Raw genomic sequence first — 17,531 nt, forward strand, 5'->3', positions numbered from 1 at the left:
AGCTGAATTGTCAATCTAAATGTACTGTAAGACTTGACCATTCTTATAAGCTCTGTCAATCAAGCCACCACCTAAGCACTCATCCCCATCATAAAAGACAACTGCTTGACCTGGAGTAATAGCCCTTTGCGGTTGATCGAAGTTGACAACTGCCTTGTCACCCTTTACAGTAACTGTCACTTTGGAATCAGGCTGACGATAACGGAACTTAGCTGTACATTCCATAGTAAATTCTTCTGGCATTTCTTTTGTGAAATGAACCTGACTAGCGTCAAGACTGGTTGACATCAAATTGTCATGGTAAAAGCCCTGACCGACATAAAGAATATTTTGGCTGAGATCTTTTCCAACCACAAACCAAGGCTCATTATCTCCCCCGTGCTGACCACCAATTCCAAGACCACCTCGCTGGCCAATGGTATAATACATCAAGCCAGCATGCTGGCCCATATCTCGACCTTCCAAGGTCATCATGCGACCCGGCTGGGCTGGTAAATATTGACTCAGAAACTCTTTAAAATTCTTCTCGCCGATGAAACAAATACCCGTTGAGTCTTTTTTCTTAGCTGTAGCTAAACCTGCTCTTTCAGCAATCGCTCGAACTTCTGGTTTTTCTAAATGACCCAGAGGGAACATGGTCTTTTGCAGTTGTTCCTGTGATAGTTGACTTAAAAAGTAAGTCTGATCCTTATTATTGTCCTTGCCACGCAGCATGTGAACCACGCCTTCTTGGTCTCTCTTCACCTGAGCATAGTGACCCGTTGCAACGTAATCTGCACCCAGTGTCAAGGCATAGTCAAGGAAGGCTTTAAACTTGATTTCTTTGTTACACATAACATCTGGATTTGGAGTCCTACCTGCTCGGTATTCCGCCAAGAAGTATTCAAAAACGCGATCCCAGTACTCTTTCTCAAAGTTGACAGAGTAGTAAGGAATGCCAATCTGATCTGCAACAGCAGCTACATCCTTGTAGTCCTCTGTGGCTGTGCAGACACCAAATTCATCTGTGTCGTCCCAGTTTTTCATGAAGATGCCAATCACATCGTAACCTTGCTCTTTTAAGAGCAAAGCAGTTACTGATGAATCGACACCTCCACTCATTCCAACTACGACACGAATCTTAGAGTTATCACTCATTGTGTTCTCCCATCTTTTCGTTATTTCACGATTGAAGGTCGTGCTGTGCTTTCAACGATTGAAGGTCGCTTGAGCAAGCCCTATTATAGCACGAAAGAACTAGGAAAACAAATCAGAAATTCAGCTAGAATTATCAACTGTAAAGAATATTTACAAAGTTGTAAAGTTATTGATTTTCTCTTTTACTTTCTTCACTAACAAACTTTTATAATATGCACTTTTAATTCATTTAAAAAATCAGCAGAAAGCCCTTAACTTTGTTATAATGAAAATAATAAATTAGCTGCAAGGAGAAATCATGACTTCACTAAGATTTCAATCTGTTTTTGATATTATCGGACCTGTGATGATAGGCCCATCAAGCAGTCATACAGCAGGCGCCGTCCGTATCGGAAAAATTGTCTCCTCTATTTTTAACGATGAGCCGACAGAGGTAGAGTTCCAGCTCTTTAACTCTTTTGCCAAAACTTACCGAGGTCACGGAACTGACTTGGCTCTTGTCGCAGGGATTCTAGGTATGGAGACTGATGATCCAGAGATTCCTAACAGCCTTGAAATTGCTCATAAACGCGGTATCAAGATTGTCTGGACGATTCAAAAGGATAGCAATGCTCCCCACCCTAATACGACAAAAATTACAGTCAAAAATGACCGTAAAACAATCAGTGTGACTGGAGTCTCTATCGGTGGAGGCAACATTCAAGTAACAGAGCTGAATGGCTTTTCAGTATCTCTGAGCATGAATACTCCGACCATCATTATTGTCCATCAGGATGTCCCAGGTATGATTGCCCATGTCACCGAAGCTCTGTCACGCTACAATATCAATATAGCTCAGATGAATGTTACACGTGAGAAGGCTGGAGAAAAAGCGATTATGATTATTGAAGTTGACAGCCGAAGCTGTGAGGAAGCCATTGATGAAATCCGTAATATTCCTCATCTGCACAATGTGAATTTCTTTAAATAGGAGAAAATATGTTTTATTCCATCAAAGAATTGGTAGAGCAAGCTGATTTAGATTACCAAGGAAATGTTGCTGAATTGATGATTGCTACCGAGTATGAATTGACTGGTCGTGAAAGAGATGAAGTCCTGCGGTTGATGCATCGCAATCTGGAAGTCATGAAAGCCTCTGTCCTTCTTGGACTTGATGAGAGCAAGTCTCGCAGCGGATTGACTGGAGGAGACGCAGCAAAACTTGACCACTATATCCAGTCAGGAAAGGCTTTATCAGACCACACTGTGCTGACTGCTGCAAAAAATGCTATTGCTGTCAATGAGCATAATGCTAAAATGGGCTTGGTTTGTGCAACACCTACTGCCGGCAGCGCTGGCTGTCTGCCAGCTGTTCTTACATCTGCCATTGAAAAATTAGGACTCTCAGAAGAAGAACAGCTAAACTTTCTATTAGCCGCAGGTGCTTTCGGCCTCGTCATTGCCAATAACGCCTCAATTTCGGGTGCTGAAGGTGGCTGTCAAGCTGAGGTCGGCTCCGCTTCTGCTATGAGTGCAGCTGCTTTAGTTCTAGCTGCTGGAGGTTCACCTTTTCAAGCCAGTCAAGCTATTTGTTTTGTCATTAAAAACATGCTGGGCTTGATTTGTGATCCAGTAGCTGGTCTAGTGGAGGTGCCTTGTGTCAAGCGAAATGCCATGGGAGCCAGCTACGCCTTTATTGCAGCTGATATGGCTCTTGCGGGAATCGAATCTAAAATTCCTGTTGACGAAGTCATTGACGCCATGTATCAAGTTGGGTCAAGCCTGCCTACTGCTTTCAGAGAAACAGCTGAAGGCGGTCTAGCTACAACACCTACAGGACGCAGACTTTCAAAAGAAATCTTTGGAGAATAACCTTTACAAATTTGTCAAGTAGATTTACTAGATAGTAAACAAGGAGACAAGATGAATCATTTGAAATATATCTTCTTTGATTTGGATGGAACTTTAGTTGACAGTTCAAAGGGCATCCAAGAATCTTTTGAATACAGCTTCAAACAACTTGGAAAAGTGTGCCCTGAAGAAAGTATTATCAAAAGTTTTATGGGGCCGCCTCTGGAAGTAAGCTTCGCCTCCGTTCTTGAAGAAAGGCAAGTTCCAGAAGCGATTAACTATTATCGTAGCTTCTATAAGGAAAAAGGCATCTGGGGCGTTCGCCTCTATGAAGGGATACCAGAATTACTGACACAGTTAAAAGAAGCTGGTTATAAAATTTATGTAACAACTAGTAAAAATCAACCCACAGCACAAGATTTATTAGCAAATCTAGCTATCTATGAGCAATTTGATGATATTTTTGGCTCACTGCCAGATTCATTTCACAAAGCAGATGTTCTGCGTCGAGCTCTGCGAACACTAGATGCAAATCCAGAAGAAACCATAATTATAGGCGATACAAAGTTTGATATAATTGGCGGTAAGGAAGTAGGAATCTTAACTTTAGGAGTCCTTTGGGGCTTTGGTAGCCAAAAAGAGTTACTAGAAAATGGAGCAGATTTGCTAGCTAATTCTCCTAACTACATTTTAAAAATATTGAAAGAACACTTTTCATAACTTTACACAGCTGTCAATATAGATAAGATTGTTACCTTTAAATCTTAATCTACACTACCATTTTCTGCTTATAAATTGTCAATTTTTTGTAAACCAAAAAACCACAGAGTTTCTGTGGTTTTTTTATTTTTATTTTAGTAGCCCCAAGCTGAAAGTCCTTGAGCACTGTAGGCACTATATGCTGCTTGAATCTGATCATCAACAGTAGCTGTTGATCCCCAACCTGGCATTGTTTGGAAAAGACCACTAGCACCTGAAGGGTTGTAAGCATCTACTTGACCATTTGATTCACGGGCAATGATAGCTTCCCAAGTTGATGCAGGGACACCAGTCATTTCTGCCATACGTGATGCTGCATAAGAGCCTGTTGCACCAGCAGTATTACCATTGCTAAGTACAAGGCCTCCTGATGTTGCTGCTGAATTAGCTGTTGCTGCAGGTGCTGCATAATTATTTACGGGAGTTGCAGTTGCTGCTACGCTTGTTTCAGACGTTTTGGCACTATTTCCAAGTTCCAAGATTTGACCAACACGGATGTGATTTGGATCTGCAATCTTGTTTAACTCTACTAATTTCTCAAGAGTTGTATTTTTTTCGTTAGCAATAGCTGATAAAGTATCACCGGCTTCAACTGTATAGGTCTCAGCATTCGCAATACCTGAAACCAAGAAAGCCGCTGCAGCGACTGCACCTGTTAAAGTCCATTTTGCTGTTTTTTTGTTCATTAAAATGTAATTCTCCTTTCGGTGATAATACTATCTTACACATAAAATATTACCAAAAAGTTACATTACCAAGTCAAACGTTACAAGAACATTTAGTTTAGACGTTAAAAACAGACTTTTAGAGCTTTTTTGCCAAATATTTTCTTTGACAAAGCAAAAAATAGACAAGTTTAACTTATACTATTCTCTAAAAACACTTTAAACAATAGGTCAGTTTTTCAATATATAAAGCAGAACACCTAATATAAGTAAGCTAATAATAGCCAAGCTGTCATTTCTTTTCCATGCCAAGCGGCGAAAACGTGTCCGGCCTTCACCTCCATTATAACCGCGCGCTTCCATGGCAATTGCTAGAGCATCTGCCCTTTTAAAACTAGAAGCAAACAAAGGGATTAGAATGGGAATAATAGATTTAACCTTTTGAACAAGCTTTCCCTCGCCAAAGTCAACACCACGCGCCCTCTGGGCGTTCATAATCCGAGTAGTATCATCCATCAACGTTGGAACGAAGCGCAGGCTCATAGAGAGCATCAGACCAATCTCATGTGCTGGCACTTTGAAAACCTTCAGTGGTTTCAACAAAGACTCAACCGCATCGGACAAGCTTAAGGGCGTCGTTGTCAGAGTCAGAAGAGTAGAAAAGAAAATAATCAGAATAAAGCGGCTAAAAATAATTCCAGCCTGTGACAGTCCTAGTTCTGTAATTCTGATAAAAGCGAATCGAAAGATTGTGGCCCCTCCAGAGGTTAAAAACAGCTGAAACAAGGTGGTAAAAGCTATGATAAAAACCATGGACTGGATACCCTTTAAAAAGAACTTCAAAGGAACCTTGGACAGCAAGACCAAACTAAAAACGAAAACAAACAACAGCAGATTGGTCACAAGATTATTAGCCCAGAAAATTAATAGAATAAAAAGAAACATCGCCAGCAACTTGCTCCGCGGATCCAAACGATGAATAATTGAATTTCCGGGAATATAGCGACCTAAAATCAACTTATCCATGCAAGATCTCCTTGAATTCTTCAATTGTAATAGGATAATGCGAGAAATTCATCCCTTTCTCCGCCAATTCGTGAGCAAATTTTGTAATCTTAGGAACACCCAATTGAATACTCTCCATAAAATCCAAATCCTGAAAGACCTGAGCAGGCTGACCGCTCTTGACTACTCTGCCCTTATCTAAAACATAGACTGTATCAGCAAAGTTGGCTACATCATCCATTAGGTGAGTTACCAAAACAATGGTCATACCAGCTCGATGCAGCTCTTCAAAGAGCCTCATCAGTTCTTTTCGACCGGATGGATCAAGTCCTGCTGTCGGCTCATCCAAAACCAAGATATCGGGCTCCATGGCTAGTATACCAGCGATGGCTACCCTACGCATCTGGCCACCAGAAAGTTCGAAAGGACTGCGATTGAACAAATCCTCAGAAATCCCGACCAAGTGCAGCTTTTCACGCGCCAAAGCTTCCGCTTCTTCCTTAGAAACACCAAAATTCTGAGGACCAAAAGCCACATCTTTCAAAACTGTTTCATCAAAAACTTGACTTTCCGGAAATTGAAAGACTAGACCGACCTTCTTGCGCACCTGTTTAATGTCTTTATTGACAGAATCAGCTGTGATGACTGTACTGCCTACTTCAACACTACCCTGATTGGGAACCAGCAAGCCATTTAAAAGCTGAAGAATGGTTGACTTACCGCTGCCAGTATGCCCGATAAGAGCTGTATAACTGCCCGATTTTATCTCCAAATCCACTCCAAAAAGCGCTGGTCCCTCAAAAGGAGTGCCAGCTTGATAAGTATAACTTACATTTTTGAGAGTAATGCCCATAATTGATCCTGCAATTCTTTTTCTGTTAAGTAAGAGTCTGGCAGAGAAAGACCAGACTGACGCAAAGCCGCCTTTACCTGATTAACAAATGGCTGATCCAATCCTAGCTCTTCCAAATCTTCTCGAGAAAAAAGCTCTCTCGGGGTAGCGGTAGACTCAACCTGACCCTCTTTCATAACCAAAACACGGTCGCTTAAGGCTATTTCATCCAGGTCATGAGTGATAGAAATGACGGTCAGCTGATTACTATCTTTAATTTTTTTCACGATCTGGATAAGATCCAAACGTCCCTCTGGATCCAGCATGCTGGTTGCTTCATCCAAAATAATAATATCCGGTCTCAGAGCTACCACACCTGCAACAGCTACCCGCTGTTTTTGCCCTCCGGAAAGACGAGCTGGTTCACGCTCCTTAAAATCCTGCATGCCGACAAGCTCTAATGCCTGCTGGACTCGCTCTACCATCAGATCATAGTCCAGCCCTTGATTTTCCAAACCAAAGGCTACATCGTCTTCTACAGTTGCACCGACAAACTGATTATCTGGATTTTGGAATACCATGCCAATCTGTCTGCGTTTTTCCCAGACGTTTTCAACTGTCAGCTTATCGCCTGAAATAATAATATCTCCGCTTTCCGCTTCTAAAAGGCCGTCAATCAAACGAACAGTGGTTGATTTTCCACTGCCATTATGGCCAACAATGGATAGCCATTCCCCTTTTTTTACCTGAAAGGAGACATCGTTTAAAGTGTAATTCTCAGACTCACTATCGTATTTGTACTTAAGATTTCTTACTTCGATGATATTTTTCATATTATTTAAAGGTATCTTTAAAGAGATAGGCACTTCCCTTGAAGTAGTCATATCCAGAATAAATCGTAAAGATTAAAGCAATATACAGAAGGATTTGCCCTAAGAGAGTCCAATGAATCAGTAGAAAAATAATAGCAAACATCTGCGTGAAGGTCTTGATTTTACCTGGCATAGCAGCCGCCAAGACTGTACCGCCTGTTTCCACTAAAAGCAAGCGCAGACCTGTTACTGCCAATTCCCGGCAAATAATAATAGCTACAACCCAGGCGGGAGCCATTTCCATCTCAATCAACATGATAAAGGCAGACATCACTAAAAGCTTATCAGCCATGGGATCAGCAAATTTACCAAAGTTTGTTACCACTTCCCACTTTCGAGCCAAATAACCATCTAGATAATCAGTTATACTGGCAAAAGCAAAGATAAAAGCTGCCAAGATATGCATGGCATAAGAATGACCGAATGTTAAAATCACAACAAATACAGGGATTAAAGCAATTCTAACAAGAGTTAAGGCGTTTGGAATATTTTCTTTTTTCATGGGATTCCCTTCGTTTCTATCCTTTCGTAATGTTCAAACTAATTGTTCCACTATCGCTAGTCAAAGCCGAAGTATCTAGTTTTTGCCCCTCTATCGTCACAGTTGCTCCTTTAACAGGTGCTAACGTAATAAGATACTTATTTCCTGGCTCAAGAGCAACCGTCTGGCTTGATTTTTCAGGAGATAAGGTGATGCCTTCGGCTAGTTCTGAATCGCTTATGCTTACCAAATTGGTCGTTTGCTCCACAGAAACGGTCACTTTGACAGGCTGACTTGCTCCGCTGTACTCAGCAATCAAATTATCTCCGCTTCCACCAACTGTCAACTTGCTAGCCGAGGAAGAAACTGACTTAGAATCAGCCGAAGAAAAGGAACCCATCTGACTATTAATACTTGTAGAAGACACCAGACTATAATTGCTGTTAGATGCTTTGAAACTTACCGAATTAGTGTGAGCATAGCTCCAGATATAGTATGCCACGAAAGCAGCAATAGCTGAAGCCAACAAGAAAAAATAGAACAAGGGCAGAAAAGAGCTTTTATTTTTATTTTTTCTGCTCCTAAATTCCTCATCTGCTGCCAGTGCCACTTCATCAAAGACTATCATCTCACCAGCTTCGTAAGCCTCCAAAATAATGGATTCATCCAAATCTACAGCCCAAGCATATTTCCGCAAGAAGCTACGGGCATAGAAAGGACTAGGAAGCAAATCATAGTCATTTCGTTCCAGCGCTTCCAGCAAATCCTGCTGGATATCTGTCTTTTTTGAAAATTCCTCTAAGCTCAGCCCTTGATTGGTCCGGGCAAGCTTCAACACTTCTCCTATCGTTTTTTTTCTCATACGTACTTTTCCCTTATTTCTATTCTTCACTATTTTAACAAAATTTTAAAAACGATTCTGGAATTATTTTGGAAAAATAGTAAAATCTGTCATATCACACTGATCGATAAATTGATGACCTAGTTTTATCACATCATTCAAGCTGATGTCCTGTAAAATTTTCGGCAAATCAAACAGATTCTCACCCGTCAAATGCGGTTCATATTGGGTTGCAATATACTCAAGCGAGTTTAAACCGTGCAGAAAATCACCAAACATCTCACTTTTAATCGTATCCAAATGCTCTTCTGTCACATCCGGATCCTTGTCAAAATTCTTGATGGCTGAGCGAAATTGATGAGAAAGTCCCACTGGTTCCTGAGTATCCATCGTCAGCATGACAAAGTGAAAATCTTTTTCTACTTCCACTTCCAGCGTTAAAGAATTATCCATTTTACCACTTTCATAGAGGGACTGGAAACGCTTGGAAGTCCAGCCGAACATCATGGCAAATAAGAGTTTCAAAGTGATTTTATAGCGATACAACTCCGATTCATCAACAAAGTCTGTACCCCGAATCCCAACTGCCAGTTTTGGACTAGCCACCTCCATTCGGTAGGTATCCGTTGATACCACTGGGTGAAGGCTAACAGGAATTTTTTCAATAGATTCCGAACTCCCAGCAAAAACTAGTTTTTCCTGCTGTTCTTCAATCTCAGCAGCTATCTGTTCCAAATCAAAATTACCAATCACAAACAAAGTCATATTAGAAGGATGATAAAAGTTCTTGAAATTTTCCTTCAAATTTTCGACGGTAATCTCAGAGATGGACTCTTTCGTTCCTGCAATGTCTTCTGCCAGAGGTGTTTGAGGATAGAGATTGGCCAAGGCTCCAAAAAAGAGACGATAATCTGGATTATCCTGATACATTTCAATTTCTTGGCCAATAATATCCTGTTCCCGCAAAATGGATTCTTTTGTGAAATCAGCCCGATGCACTAGTTTTTGCAAAAGCTGTAGGTTTTCTGAGATATTATCCGTTGCAGAAAATAAATAGCTAGTCCGAGTAAAGCTTGTAAAGGCATTGCTCTCAGCCCCTAGCTTAGTAAATTCCAACAGCAAATCCTTTCCCTGCGGGCCTTCAAAAAGCTTATGTTCCAAAAAATGAGCTATTCCAGCCGGATATTGAGTGACCTGATTGGTTTCACGTGAAACAATCCCAGTATCCACTGAACCAAAATTAGTTGAGATAATCCCATAAGTTTCATTAAAATCATTTTTAGGCAGAAGAAAAACACGCAAACCATTTGCTAAAACTGTCTGATAGACAGTTTCTCCCACTGCTGAATAATTGATTTTTTCTAGCACTTCTCCCTGCATTATTTTCCTTCCATAAAGTAAATAGCTTGTAATTTCAACTGACCAGCTGCCTTGATAATATCATCTTTATGAACCTGTTCCAAAGCTTCCAACCAAGCTTCAAGAGATAAGAATTTTTTCCCTAAAACAGAAGCCATATAAGCTCTCTCTAAGATTGTAWTCTGTCGATCCTGAGCTAACAATACCGAATTTCTCAGCATTTTCTTGGTTTGATTCAGTTCTTCCAGACTAAAATTCCCACGCTTCAAATCACCAATTTGCCGGTTGATTAAAGCAACTGTTCTGGTCCGATTGCTGCGGTCAATACCAGCGTAAATTCGCATCATTCCTGAAAAAATATCAAAATTGCTAGAAATTGTATAAGCCAGCCCTTCCTTTTCACGAAGATTGACAAATAATTTTGAATGGGCAAAGCCACCTAGCAAAGCATTTAAAACGACTAAAGGCAGGTGCTCACTCTCTCCGTACTGAATAGGGAAGTGATAGCCCAACTCAATAATTGACTGATGCACATCCTTCTGCTCCAGTCCTTCTCGCAAAACATTGGAATATTCTTGCTGATAAAATAACTGAAGTTCTTGCTGACGAGGTGCAAAATTGAAAGATTGAATTTTCTCCCGAACAGCCACTTCATTAAAGTCCCCAATAAAGAAAAAGTCAATCTGATTTTCCTGAAGCATCTGCTGAAAAGCAGCAAAACTACTTGCAGCAGTCTCTTTCTGGATTAATTCAATCGTCCCAACACGAGGCATCTGCATTTCCTCTTCTTCATAAAAGAGTTTATCTAATTCTCGATGAGCATGATAAAAATGATTCTCAATTTCAGCTTCCAAATCATTCAAGATATTTTTCTTCTCAATTTCAAAAGCAGATTCATCAAAAGTGTCCTGACTTACCAATGGAGAAAACAAGCTGGCTTTCAAAAAATCAAGCATGGCATCTGTCAGGACATTCTTGCGACTCAAAAATTTATCCCGCACAAAAGAAAGATTGATATCTAAATAATGCACCAATCCTCTCCTTGAAAGACTCGTAGAATAATCAGCACCATACAAGTTGGCCAGACGCTCTCTAAAAGCCTGCGAAGTAGGATAAACAGCATTGACAGTCTCTAGCATGCTGGCTGTTAAAACCCGACCAGCTACTGTTTCTTTGGACATAGGCGCTGAAAAACGAACCCTTATTTTGTTTGTTTTAAATTTTTCTGATTGAATAAAATGGAGACGAACTCCTTTAGTGATTTCCATGACGCCCCTCATACTGAATAATATAGACTACTATTATATCATGAAATGCCTCTGATTTGTTTGTTCTACCAAGCTTTTTGCTGATTAAAACGTTTTCTGATAACAGGAGAAAATTTCCACTTTTATCCAAAGCACCTCAGCACTTTTTACTAACAAATATGGTATAATGACAGGGTTGAGGTGAAATATGGAATATAAATTATTTGATGACTACATCACGCTACAAGCACTTTTAAAAGAAACAGGAATTATCCAAAGCGGCGGAGCAATTAAAACATTTCTAAGTGAATATCCAGTTCTTTTTAACGGTGAGCCAGAAAACCGCCGGGGAAAAAAACTCCGTGTCAATGACAGGATTTCCCTTCCCGAGAAAGGAATTGAAATTGATTTAACAGCCCCTAGTCAAGAAGAAATTCTGCAACACCAGAAAGAAATCGCAGAAAAAAAAAGAGTTGCTGAACTTGTCAAAGCCATGAACAAGGATTTAAAAAAATCTCAGACTTCTAAAAAAGAAAAGCGTAAGAATACAGGGGGGCCTAAAAAGCAGAAAACTACGAAAAGCCCTGTTCGCTTCCCTGGTATCTAATCATGTGGCTGCAATCATTAAAAATCAAGCATTTCCGAAATTATCAGGAAGCTGATATTGACTTCCATCCTGGCTTAAATGTCTTTCTAGGCCAGAACGCACAAGGTAAAACCAATATTTTAGAAGCTGTTTATTTCCTAGCCTTGACAAGAAGCCACCGCACACGCTCAGATAAGGATCTGATTCATTTTACAGAAAATGACCTCCTTGTCTCTGGCCTCTTAGAAAAAAAGACAGGTAAGGTTCCCCTTGACATTAACTTGACACCAAAAGGTCGCATCACAAAAGTCAATCACTTGAAACAAAGTAAATTATCAGACTACATTGGAACTATGAATGTTGTCCTTTTTGCTCCTGAAGATTTACAGTTGATTAAAGGCTCCCCCAGTTTACGTCGTAAATTTATAGACATTGAACTCGGACAAATCAAGCCAGTCTATCTATCAGATCTATCCAATTATAATCATGTCCTTAAACAACGCAATGCCTATCTGAAAGCTAATGACAAAGTTGATGAAACCTTCTTGACTGTCCTTGATGAGCAACTGGTTGACTACGGCTGTCGTGTAATCAGGCATCGGTTAGATTTTTTGCAAAAATTAGAAAGCTTTGCTCAGGACAAGCACTGGGACATTTCTCAGAATCTGGAAAAGTTGACTGTCAAGTATCTGTCATCTATTCCTTTACAAAAAATTGACAATTTAGAAGAAACTTACCGCTCTTCCTTAATAAGCAGCCGTAAACGTGATCTATTCAAAAAAAATACAGGTGTTGGTCCTCATCGTGACGATATTGCTTTTTTTATCAACCAGATGGATGCCAACTTTGGTAGCCAAGGTCAGCATCGCAGTCTTGTTTTATCACTGAAACTAGCCGAAATCAAGTTAATAGAAAGCATTACAAAGGAAACACCTATTTTGTTGCTTGACGATGTAATGAGCGAACTTGMMAATAACCGTCAACTAAAATTATTAGAAACTATCTCTCAGGATATTCAAACTTTCATCACTACAACAACTTTAGAACATTTAAAAAATCTTCCACAAGATATTAAAATTTTCACTATTCAGCAAGGACAAATTATATCTCAATCCTAGCATCACATGAGATTTACGTTTTTGTAAATTTTATTTACATAATGTTGCTTATAGTGTAAACGAATTATATCGAATTGTTGTTAGAACAGCTTTTATAGACTTTTGAATTGTAAAAGTATGTCAATTTAAATCGTAAATTTAAAACGAGGTTAGGAAAAATTCCCGACCTCGTTTTATTTTTTATTGAACTGAATAGTTAGGGGCTTCATTTGTAATTTGCACATCATGAGGGTGGCTTTCCTTTAATCCGGCGCCACTCATCTCAATAAACTGAGCATTATCGTGAAGTTCTTGCAGATTTGCAGCACCAACGTAGCCCATTCCAGAGCGGATACCACCAAGCATCTGGAAGACAATATCTGCAGCAGCTCCCTTGTATGCCACACGGCCTTCAATTCCTTCTGGAACTAGCTTATTCGCTTCATTGACAGAACCTTGGAAGTAACGGTCACTAGAGCCCTTCTTCATAGCGGCGATAGATCCCATACCACGGTAAGTCTTAAATTTCCGACCTTGGAAGATTTCCGTCTCGCCTGGCGCTTCGTCTGTTCCTGCAAACATTGAACCCAGCATAACAGCATTTCCACCTGCAGCCAAGGCCTTAACAATATCTCCAGAATATTTAATCCCACCATCAGCAATGATGGTTTTTCCATATTCACGCGCCACAGCAGCTGCATCATAAATAGCAGTTACTTGAGGAACACCAACACCAGCAATGACACGGGTTGTACAGATAGAACCAGGACCAATTCCGACCTTAACAACATCCACACCTGCATCAAAAAGTGCACGCGCACCCTCAGCAGTTGCAATATTTCCAGCAATCAAGGTGCGATCAGGGAAATGAGCACGAATCTCAGCAATCTTGCGCAAAACTCCAGCTGAGTGGCCATGAGCAGTATCAATAACAATCGCATCTGCACCCGCTTCAAAGAGAGCTTCTGCACGTTCGAAAGTATCTGAAGTAACACCGACAGCACCAGCGACCAAAAGACGACCAAACTCATCTTTAGCAGCATTTGGAAACTCAATAACCTTTTCAATATCTTTAATGGTAATCAAACCCGAAAGACAGCCCTTATCATCAACCAAAGGCAACTTTTCAATCCGGTGTTCTTGCAAAATACGCTCTGCAGTTCCCAAATCTGTTCCAACAGGCGCCGTTACAAGATTCTCACTGGTCATATGGCGAGAAATAGGTTGGTCATAGTCAGAAATAAAACGCAAATCACGATTAGTTAGAATCCCTACTAACTTACGATTTTCAAGAGTTTCTACAACAGGAACACCACTGATACGGTAACGTCCCATCAACTCATCTGCTTCAGCAATCGTATGCTCTGGCGTTAGGAAAAAAGGATCAATAATTACGCCATTCTCAGAACGTTTAACCTTTCGAACTTCATCGGCCTGTTGCTCAATAGACATATTTTTGTGGATAACTCCAAGACCGCCAGCACGGGCAATAGCGATAGCCATCTGACTCTCTGTAACAGTGTCCATAGCGGCAGTAATGATTGGGATATTCAAGGTCAAATTCTCAGCAAGCTTGGTACTCAAATCAGCATCATTGGGCAGTACATGGCTTTCAGCTGGAATCAGAAGCACATCATCAAAGGTAAAACCTTTTTTCAAAAATTTAGTGTCCCAGTTAGACATCCACAGTTTCCTCTTTTCCTTCTTATTTGAACTAATACCCAAAGAAAATTGAAGTTCAGTTTTCTTTGAATAAGAGCTGGTTTTTTTGTTGTTAATATCATACCATTCTATAGGAAATTGTCAATCATTATTATACAAAAAATAAAAACCATCATTTTTAAAACTAAAAACGATAGTTTTTGTGATTTATAATCAATAATGTTCGTTATTTAAAATAATTAATCCCCATCGCAGACTTCACTTCCGAAAGAGTCTGAGAGGCAGTCTGACGTGCCTTATCGCATCCTTCTTGCAGCATCTGATAGACCTGTCCCATGTCTTTAGCAAACTCCACACGACGCTCACGAATCGGACCTAACTCTCGCTCTAAAATTTCTAACAGATAGCGTTTGGTTTTGACATCTCCCAGACCACCTCTTTGATAATGCTCTTTCATTGCAGCAATATCAGCAGCATCTTCGGGGCAGCCAAAAACATCCAGATAATGAAAGACCATATTTCCCTCAATTTTTCCAGGATCTTCCACTCTGATATGATTAGGATCTGTATACATGCTCATAACTTTCTTTTGCAGAATATCCATATCATCTGACAGATAAATGCCATTATTGAGAGACTTAGACATCTTAGCATTGCCATCCAAACCAGGCAAACGTCCAGCTGCTTCATTTTCAGGATAAATCCCTTCCGGTTCTACCAAAACATCTGTCTGATAAGCATTGTTAAAGGAGCGAACAATCTCCCGAGTTTGCTCAATCATAGGTTTTTGATCATGTCCGACTGGTACATAATTAGCTTTAAAAGCAGTGATATCTGCTGCCTGAGAAATTGGATAAACTAAAAATCCAGTTGGCAAACTTTCCCCAAAACCTTTTTGTGCAATCTCAGTCTTGACAGTAGGATTACGCTCTAAACGAGCCAATGACACCAAATTCATGTAATACATTGACAACTCTGCCAACTCAGGAATCTGACTTTGAATAAAAATAGTCACCTTTTCAGGATCCAATCCAGCCGCTAAATAATCCAAAGCTACATTCCCAATGGACTCAACAATTGTCTGAGGATCCTTTGCATGATCTGTCAAAGCTTGCTGATCAGCCAAAAATACGAACATCTCATATTTACCCTGATCCTGCAAAAGCACGCGGTTCCGTAAACTTCCTACATAATGACCAATATGCAATTTTCCTGTCGGACGATCTCCTGTTAAAATAATTGGTTTAGTCATTTATTACTCCTCAATTTATAATGAGTTCATTATATCATTTTCAATGAAAATGAGAAAGAAGTTTCTAGAAAAAAGAGAAAATTCCAGTTTTTACAGCTTGATTRACATCCCTTTACAATGTTTGTAAACTTAGTTTACAAACTATTCTGGCTGGAAAACCTAAAAGTCTTAGTTCATTCTATTCTCCTTTTTTCTTTCTGCTTTGATTTTTTCTTTTTATCTCAGAATTATTTGAAAAAAGTTCTGTTTTCTAGTAAAATGAAGAAGATTATATATATATAGGAGAAAGACATTGCTTACAGTATCAGATGTATCACTGCGTTTCAGTGACCGAAAATTGTTTGATGAGGTCAACATCAAATTTACAGAAGGAAATACTTATGGATTGATTGGAGCTAACGGCGCTGGAAAATCAACCTTTTTAAAAATTTTAGCTGGTGATATCGAGCCAACAACAGGCCACATTTCTCTAGGACCAAATGAACGTCTTTCAGTCCTTCGCCAGAACCACTTTGACTATGAAGAAGAACGGGCTATTGATGTTGTAATCATGGGAAATGAACATCTCTACAATATCATGAAAGAAAAAGATGCTATTTATATGAAGCCTGATTTTTCTGATGAAGATGGTGTACGTGCGGCCGAGCTTGAGGGAGAGTTTGCTGAACTAGGTGGCTGGGAAGCTGAAAGTGAAGCCTCTCAATTATTGCAAAATCTCAATATTCCGGAAGATCTTCACTACCAAAATATGAGCGAGCTCTCTAACGGAGATAAGGTTAAAGTACTCTTAGCCAAAGCCCTTTTTGGTAAACCTGATGTCTTACTTCTGGACGAGCCAACTAACGGTTTAGATATTCAGTCTATTACTTGGCTGGAAGACTTTCTTATCGATTTTGACAATACAGTTATTGTTGTATCCCACGATCGTCACTTTCTGAATAAAGTCTGCACTCATATGGCCGACCTTGACTTTGGAAAAATCAAACTTTATGTCGGAAACTATGATTTCTGGAAAGAATCAAGCGAACTAGCGGCTAAGCTGCTCGCTGACCGAAATGCCAAAGCAGAAGAAAAAATCAAGCAACTTCAAGAATTTGTTGCTCGCTTTTCTGCCAATGCTTCAAAATCAAAACAAGCAACTTCTCGTAAAAAGATGCTTGACAAGATTGAGTTAGAAGAAATTGTTCCATCTAGCCGCAAATACCCATTTATCAGCTTTAAAGCAGATCGTGAAATTGGTAATGATCTCTTGACAGTGGAAAACCTTTCTGTCAAGATAGACGGAGAAACTATTCTTGATAATATTAACTTCATTTTGCGTCCTGGTGACAAGACAGCTTTGATTGGCCAAAACGACATCCAAACAACAGCTTTGATTCGTGCTTTGATGGGTGATATTGAATATGAAGGAACTGTCAAGTGGGGTGTCACAACCAGTCAATCTTACCTACCAAAAGATAATTCTCGTGACTTTGCTAATGGTGAATCAATCCTTGACTGGCTGCGTCAATTTGCTAGCAAAGAAGAGGATGACAACACCTTCCTTCGAGGTTTCCTTGGACGCATGCTTTTCTCTGGAGATGAGGTTAACAAGTCTGTCAATGTCTTGTCAGGAGGAGAAAAAGTTCGGGTTATGTTATCTAAGTTGATGTTGCTTAAATCCAACGTTTTAGTCTTGGACGATCCAACTAATCACTTAGATTTGGAATCAATCTCCAGCTTAAATGATGGCTTAAAAAATTTCAAAGGATCCATTATTTTTGCCAGTCACGACCATGAATTTATTCAAACCTTAGCCAACCATATCATTGTCCTCTCTAAAAATGGTGTGATTGACCGCATTGACGAAACCTATGATGAATTCTTGGAAAATCAGGAAGTTCAGGCAAAAGTCAAAGAACTTTGG

Annotated in this window: 17 protein-coding genes; 6 read left to right on the top strand and 11 right to left on the bottom strand. The window is 39.8% G+C overall.

Going from position 1 to position 17,531, the window contains the following annotated elements; genetic code table 11:
- Positions 1-15: 15 nt before the first annotated feature.
- The gene (gene mnmA / locus K4H96_RS06150) at positions 16-1,137 is read right to left on the bottom strand and encodes a tRNA 2-thiouridine(34) synthase MnmA (protein ID WP_223338050.1); all 1,122 of its coding nucleotides are present in this window, start codon (positions 1,135-1,137) and stop codon (positions 16-18) included.
- Positions 1,138-1,435: 298 nt separating this feature from the next.
- Here mnmA and sdaAB point away from each other — a divergent pair, with 298 nt between their 5' ends.
- From sdaAB to K4H96_RS06165, 3 genes are read left to right on the top strand one after another with little or no spacing between them, the layout of a single operon-like run.
- Positions 1,436-2,107, top strand: coding sequence for an L-serine ammonia-lyase, iron-sulfur-dependent subunit beta (sdaAB, locus tag K4H96_RS06155; protein ID WP_002928563.1), 672 nt, complete (start codon positions 1,436-1,438; stop codon positions 2,105-2,107).
- Positions 2,108-2,115: 8 nt separating this feature from the next.
- Entirely contained in the window at positions 2,116-2,988 is an 873-nt protein-coding gene (gene sdaAA, locus K4H96_RS06160) for an L-serine ammonia-lyase, iron-sulfur-dependent, subunit alpha (RefSeq protein ID WP_002899542.1), read from the top strand.
- A 51-nt stretch (positions 2,989-3,039) separates the two neighbouring features.
- Positions 3,040-3,687: an HAD family hydrolase gene (locus tag K4H96_RS06165; protein ID WP_061591925.1), complete on the top strand. Its 648-nt coding sequence runs from the start codon at positions 3,040-3,042 to the stop codon at positions 3,685-3,687.
- Positions 3,688-3,821: 134 nt separating this feature from the next.
- Here K4H96_RS06165 and K4H96_RS06170 read toward each other — a convergent pair whose 3' ends face one another.
- The 8 genes from K4H96_RS06170 to yfmF all read right to left on the bottom strand — a co-directional run bounded on the left by K4H96_RS06170 (position 3,822) and on the right by yfmF (position 11,049).
- A complete protein-coding gene (locus K4H96_RS06170; protein ID WP_061591926.1) occupies positions 3,822-4,412 on the bottom strand; it encodes a LysM peptidoglycan-binding domain-containing protein in 591 nt (196 codons plus the stop codon).
- A gap of 210 nt (positions 4,413-4,622) precedes the next feature.
- The gene (locus tag K4H96_RS06175; RefSeq protein WP_223338109.1) at positions 4,623-5,417 is read right to left on the bottom strand and encodes an energy-coupling factor transporter transmembrane component T family protein; all 795 of its coding nucleotides are present in this window, start codon (positions 5,415-5,417) and stop codon (positions 4,623-4,625) included.
- A complete protein-coding gene (locus K4H96_RS06180; protein ID WP_002894262.1) occupies positions 5,410-6,249 on the bottom strand; it encodes an energy-coupling factor ABC transporter ATP-binding protein in 840 nt (279 codons plus the stop codon). The genes K4H96_RS06175 and K4H96_RS06180 overlap by 8 nt, the downstream gene beginning before the upstream one ends.
- Positions 6,225-7,061, bottom strand: coding sequence for an energy-coupling factor ABC transporter ATP-binding protein (locus K4H96_RS06185; RefSeq protein WP_004184970.1), 837 nt, complete (start codon positions 7,059-7,061; stop codon positions 6,225-6,227). The genes K4H96_RS06180 and K4H96_RS06185 overlap by 25 nt, the downstream gene beginning before the upstream one ends.
- Before the next feature lies 1 nt (position 7,062).
- Positions 7,063-7,602, bottom strand: a complete 540-nt coding sequence (gene pgsA, locus K4H96_RS06190; protein WP_004184972.1) for a CDP-diacylglycerol--glycerol-3-phosphate 3-phosphatidyltransferase — start codon at positions 7,600-7,602, stop codon at positions 7,063-7,065.
- Positions 7,603-7,618: 16 nt separating this feature from the next.
- Positions 7,619-8,473, bottom strand: coding sequence for a cytoskeleton protein RodZ (gene rodZ, locus K4H96_RS06195; RefSeq protein WP_223338110.1), 855 nt, complete (start codon positions 8,471-8,473; stop codon positions 7,619-7,621).
- 33 nt (positions 8,474-8,506) lie between these two features.
- Complete coding sequence (yfmH, locus tag K4H96_RS06200) at positions 8,507-9,802, bottom strand: EF-P 5-aminopentanol modification-associated protein YfmH (protein WP_223338111.1); 1,296 nt, start codon at positions 9,800-9,802, stop codon at positions 8,507-8,509.
- Positions 9,802-11,049, bottom strand: a complete 1,248-nt coding sequence (gene yfmF, locus K4H96_RS06205) for an EF-P 5-aminopentanol modification-associated protein YfmF (protein ID WP_321573082.1) — start codon at positions 11,047-11,049, stop codon at positions 9,802-9,804. The genes yfmH and yfmF overlap by 1 nt, the downstream gene beginning before the upstream one ends.
- A 187-nt stretch (positions 11,050-11,236) precedes the next feature.
- Here yfmF and yaaA point away from each other — a divergent pair, with 187 nt between their 5' ends.
- Positions 11,237-11,635 carry a S4 domain-containing protein YaaA gene (yaaA, locus tag K4H96_RS06210; RefSeq protein ID WP_223338113.1) on the top strand — a complete coding sequence of 133 codons (399 nt, stop codon included), beginning with the start codon at positions 11,237-11,239 and terminating at the stop codon, positions 11,633-11,635.
- 2 nt (positions 11,636-11,637) lie between these two features.
- The gene (gene recF, locus K4H96_RS06215; protein ID WP_227956413.1) at positions 11,638-12,732 is read left to right on the top strand and encodes a DNA replication/repair protein RecF; all 1,095 of its coding nucleotides are present in this window, start codon (positions 11,638-11,640) and stop codon (positions 12,730-12,732) included.
- A gap of 180 nt (positions 12,733-12,912) precedes the next feature.
- Here recF and guaB read toward each other — a convergent pair whose 3' ends face one another.
- Both guaB and trpS read right to left on the bottom strand, forming a co-directional pair.
- On the bottom strand, positions 12,913-14,394 hold the full coding sequence (guaB, locus tag K4H96_RS06220; RefSeq protein WP_032908038.1) for an IMP dehydrogenase: 1,482 nt from the start codon (positions 14,392-14,394) through the stop codon (positions 12,913-12,915).
- A gap of 205 nt (positions 14,395-14,599) precedes the next feature.
- A complete protein-coding gene (gene trpS, locus K4H96_RS06225) occupies positions 14,600-15,625 on the bottom strand; it encodes a tryptophan--tRNA ligase (RefSeq protein WP_223338115.1) in 1,026 nt (341 codons plus the stop codon).
- A gap of 292 nt (positions 15,626-15,917) precedes the next feature.
- On the opposite strand from trpS, the gene K4H96_RS06230 reads away from it, so the two are divergent.
- The coding region (locus tag K4H96_RS06230; RefSeq protein WP_227956414.1) for an ATP-binding cassette domain-containing protein at positions 15,918-17,531 on the top strand (1,614 nt) is incomplete at its 3' end.

This window comes from Streptococcus sanguinis, assembly GCF_020729765.1.
Lineage (GTDB): Bacteria > Bacillota > Bacilli > Lactobacillales > Streptococcaceae > Streptococcus > Streptococcus sanguinis_Q.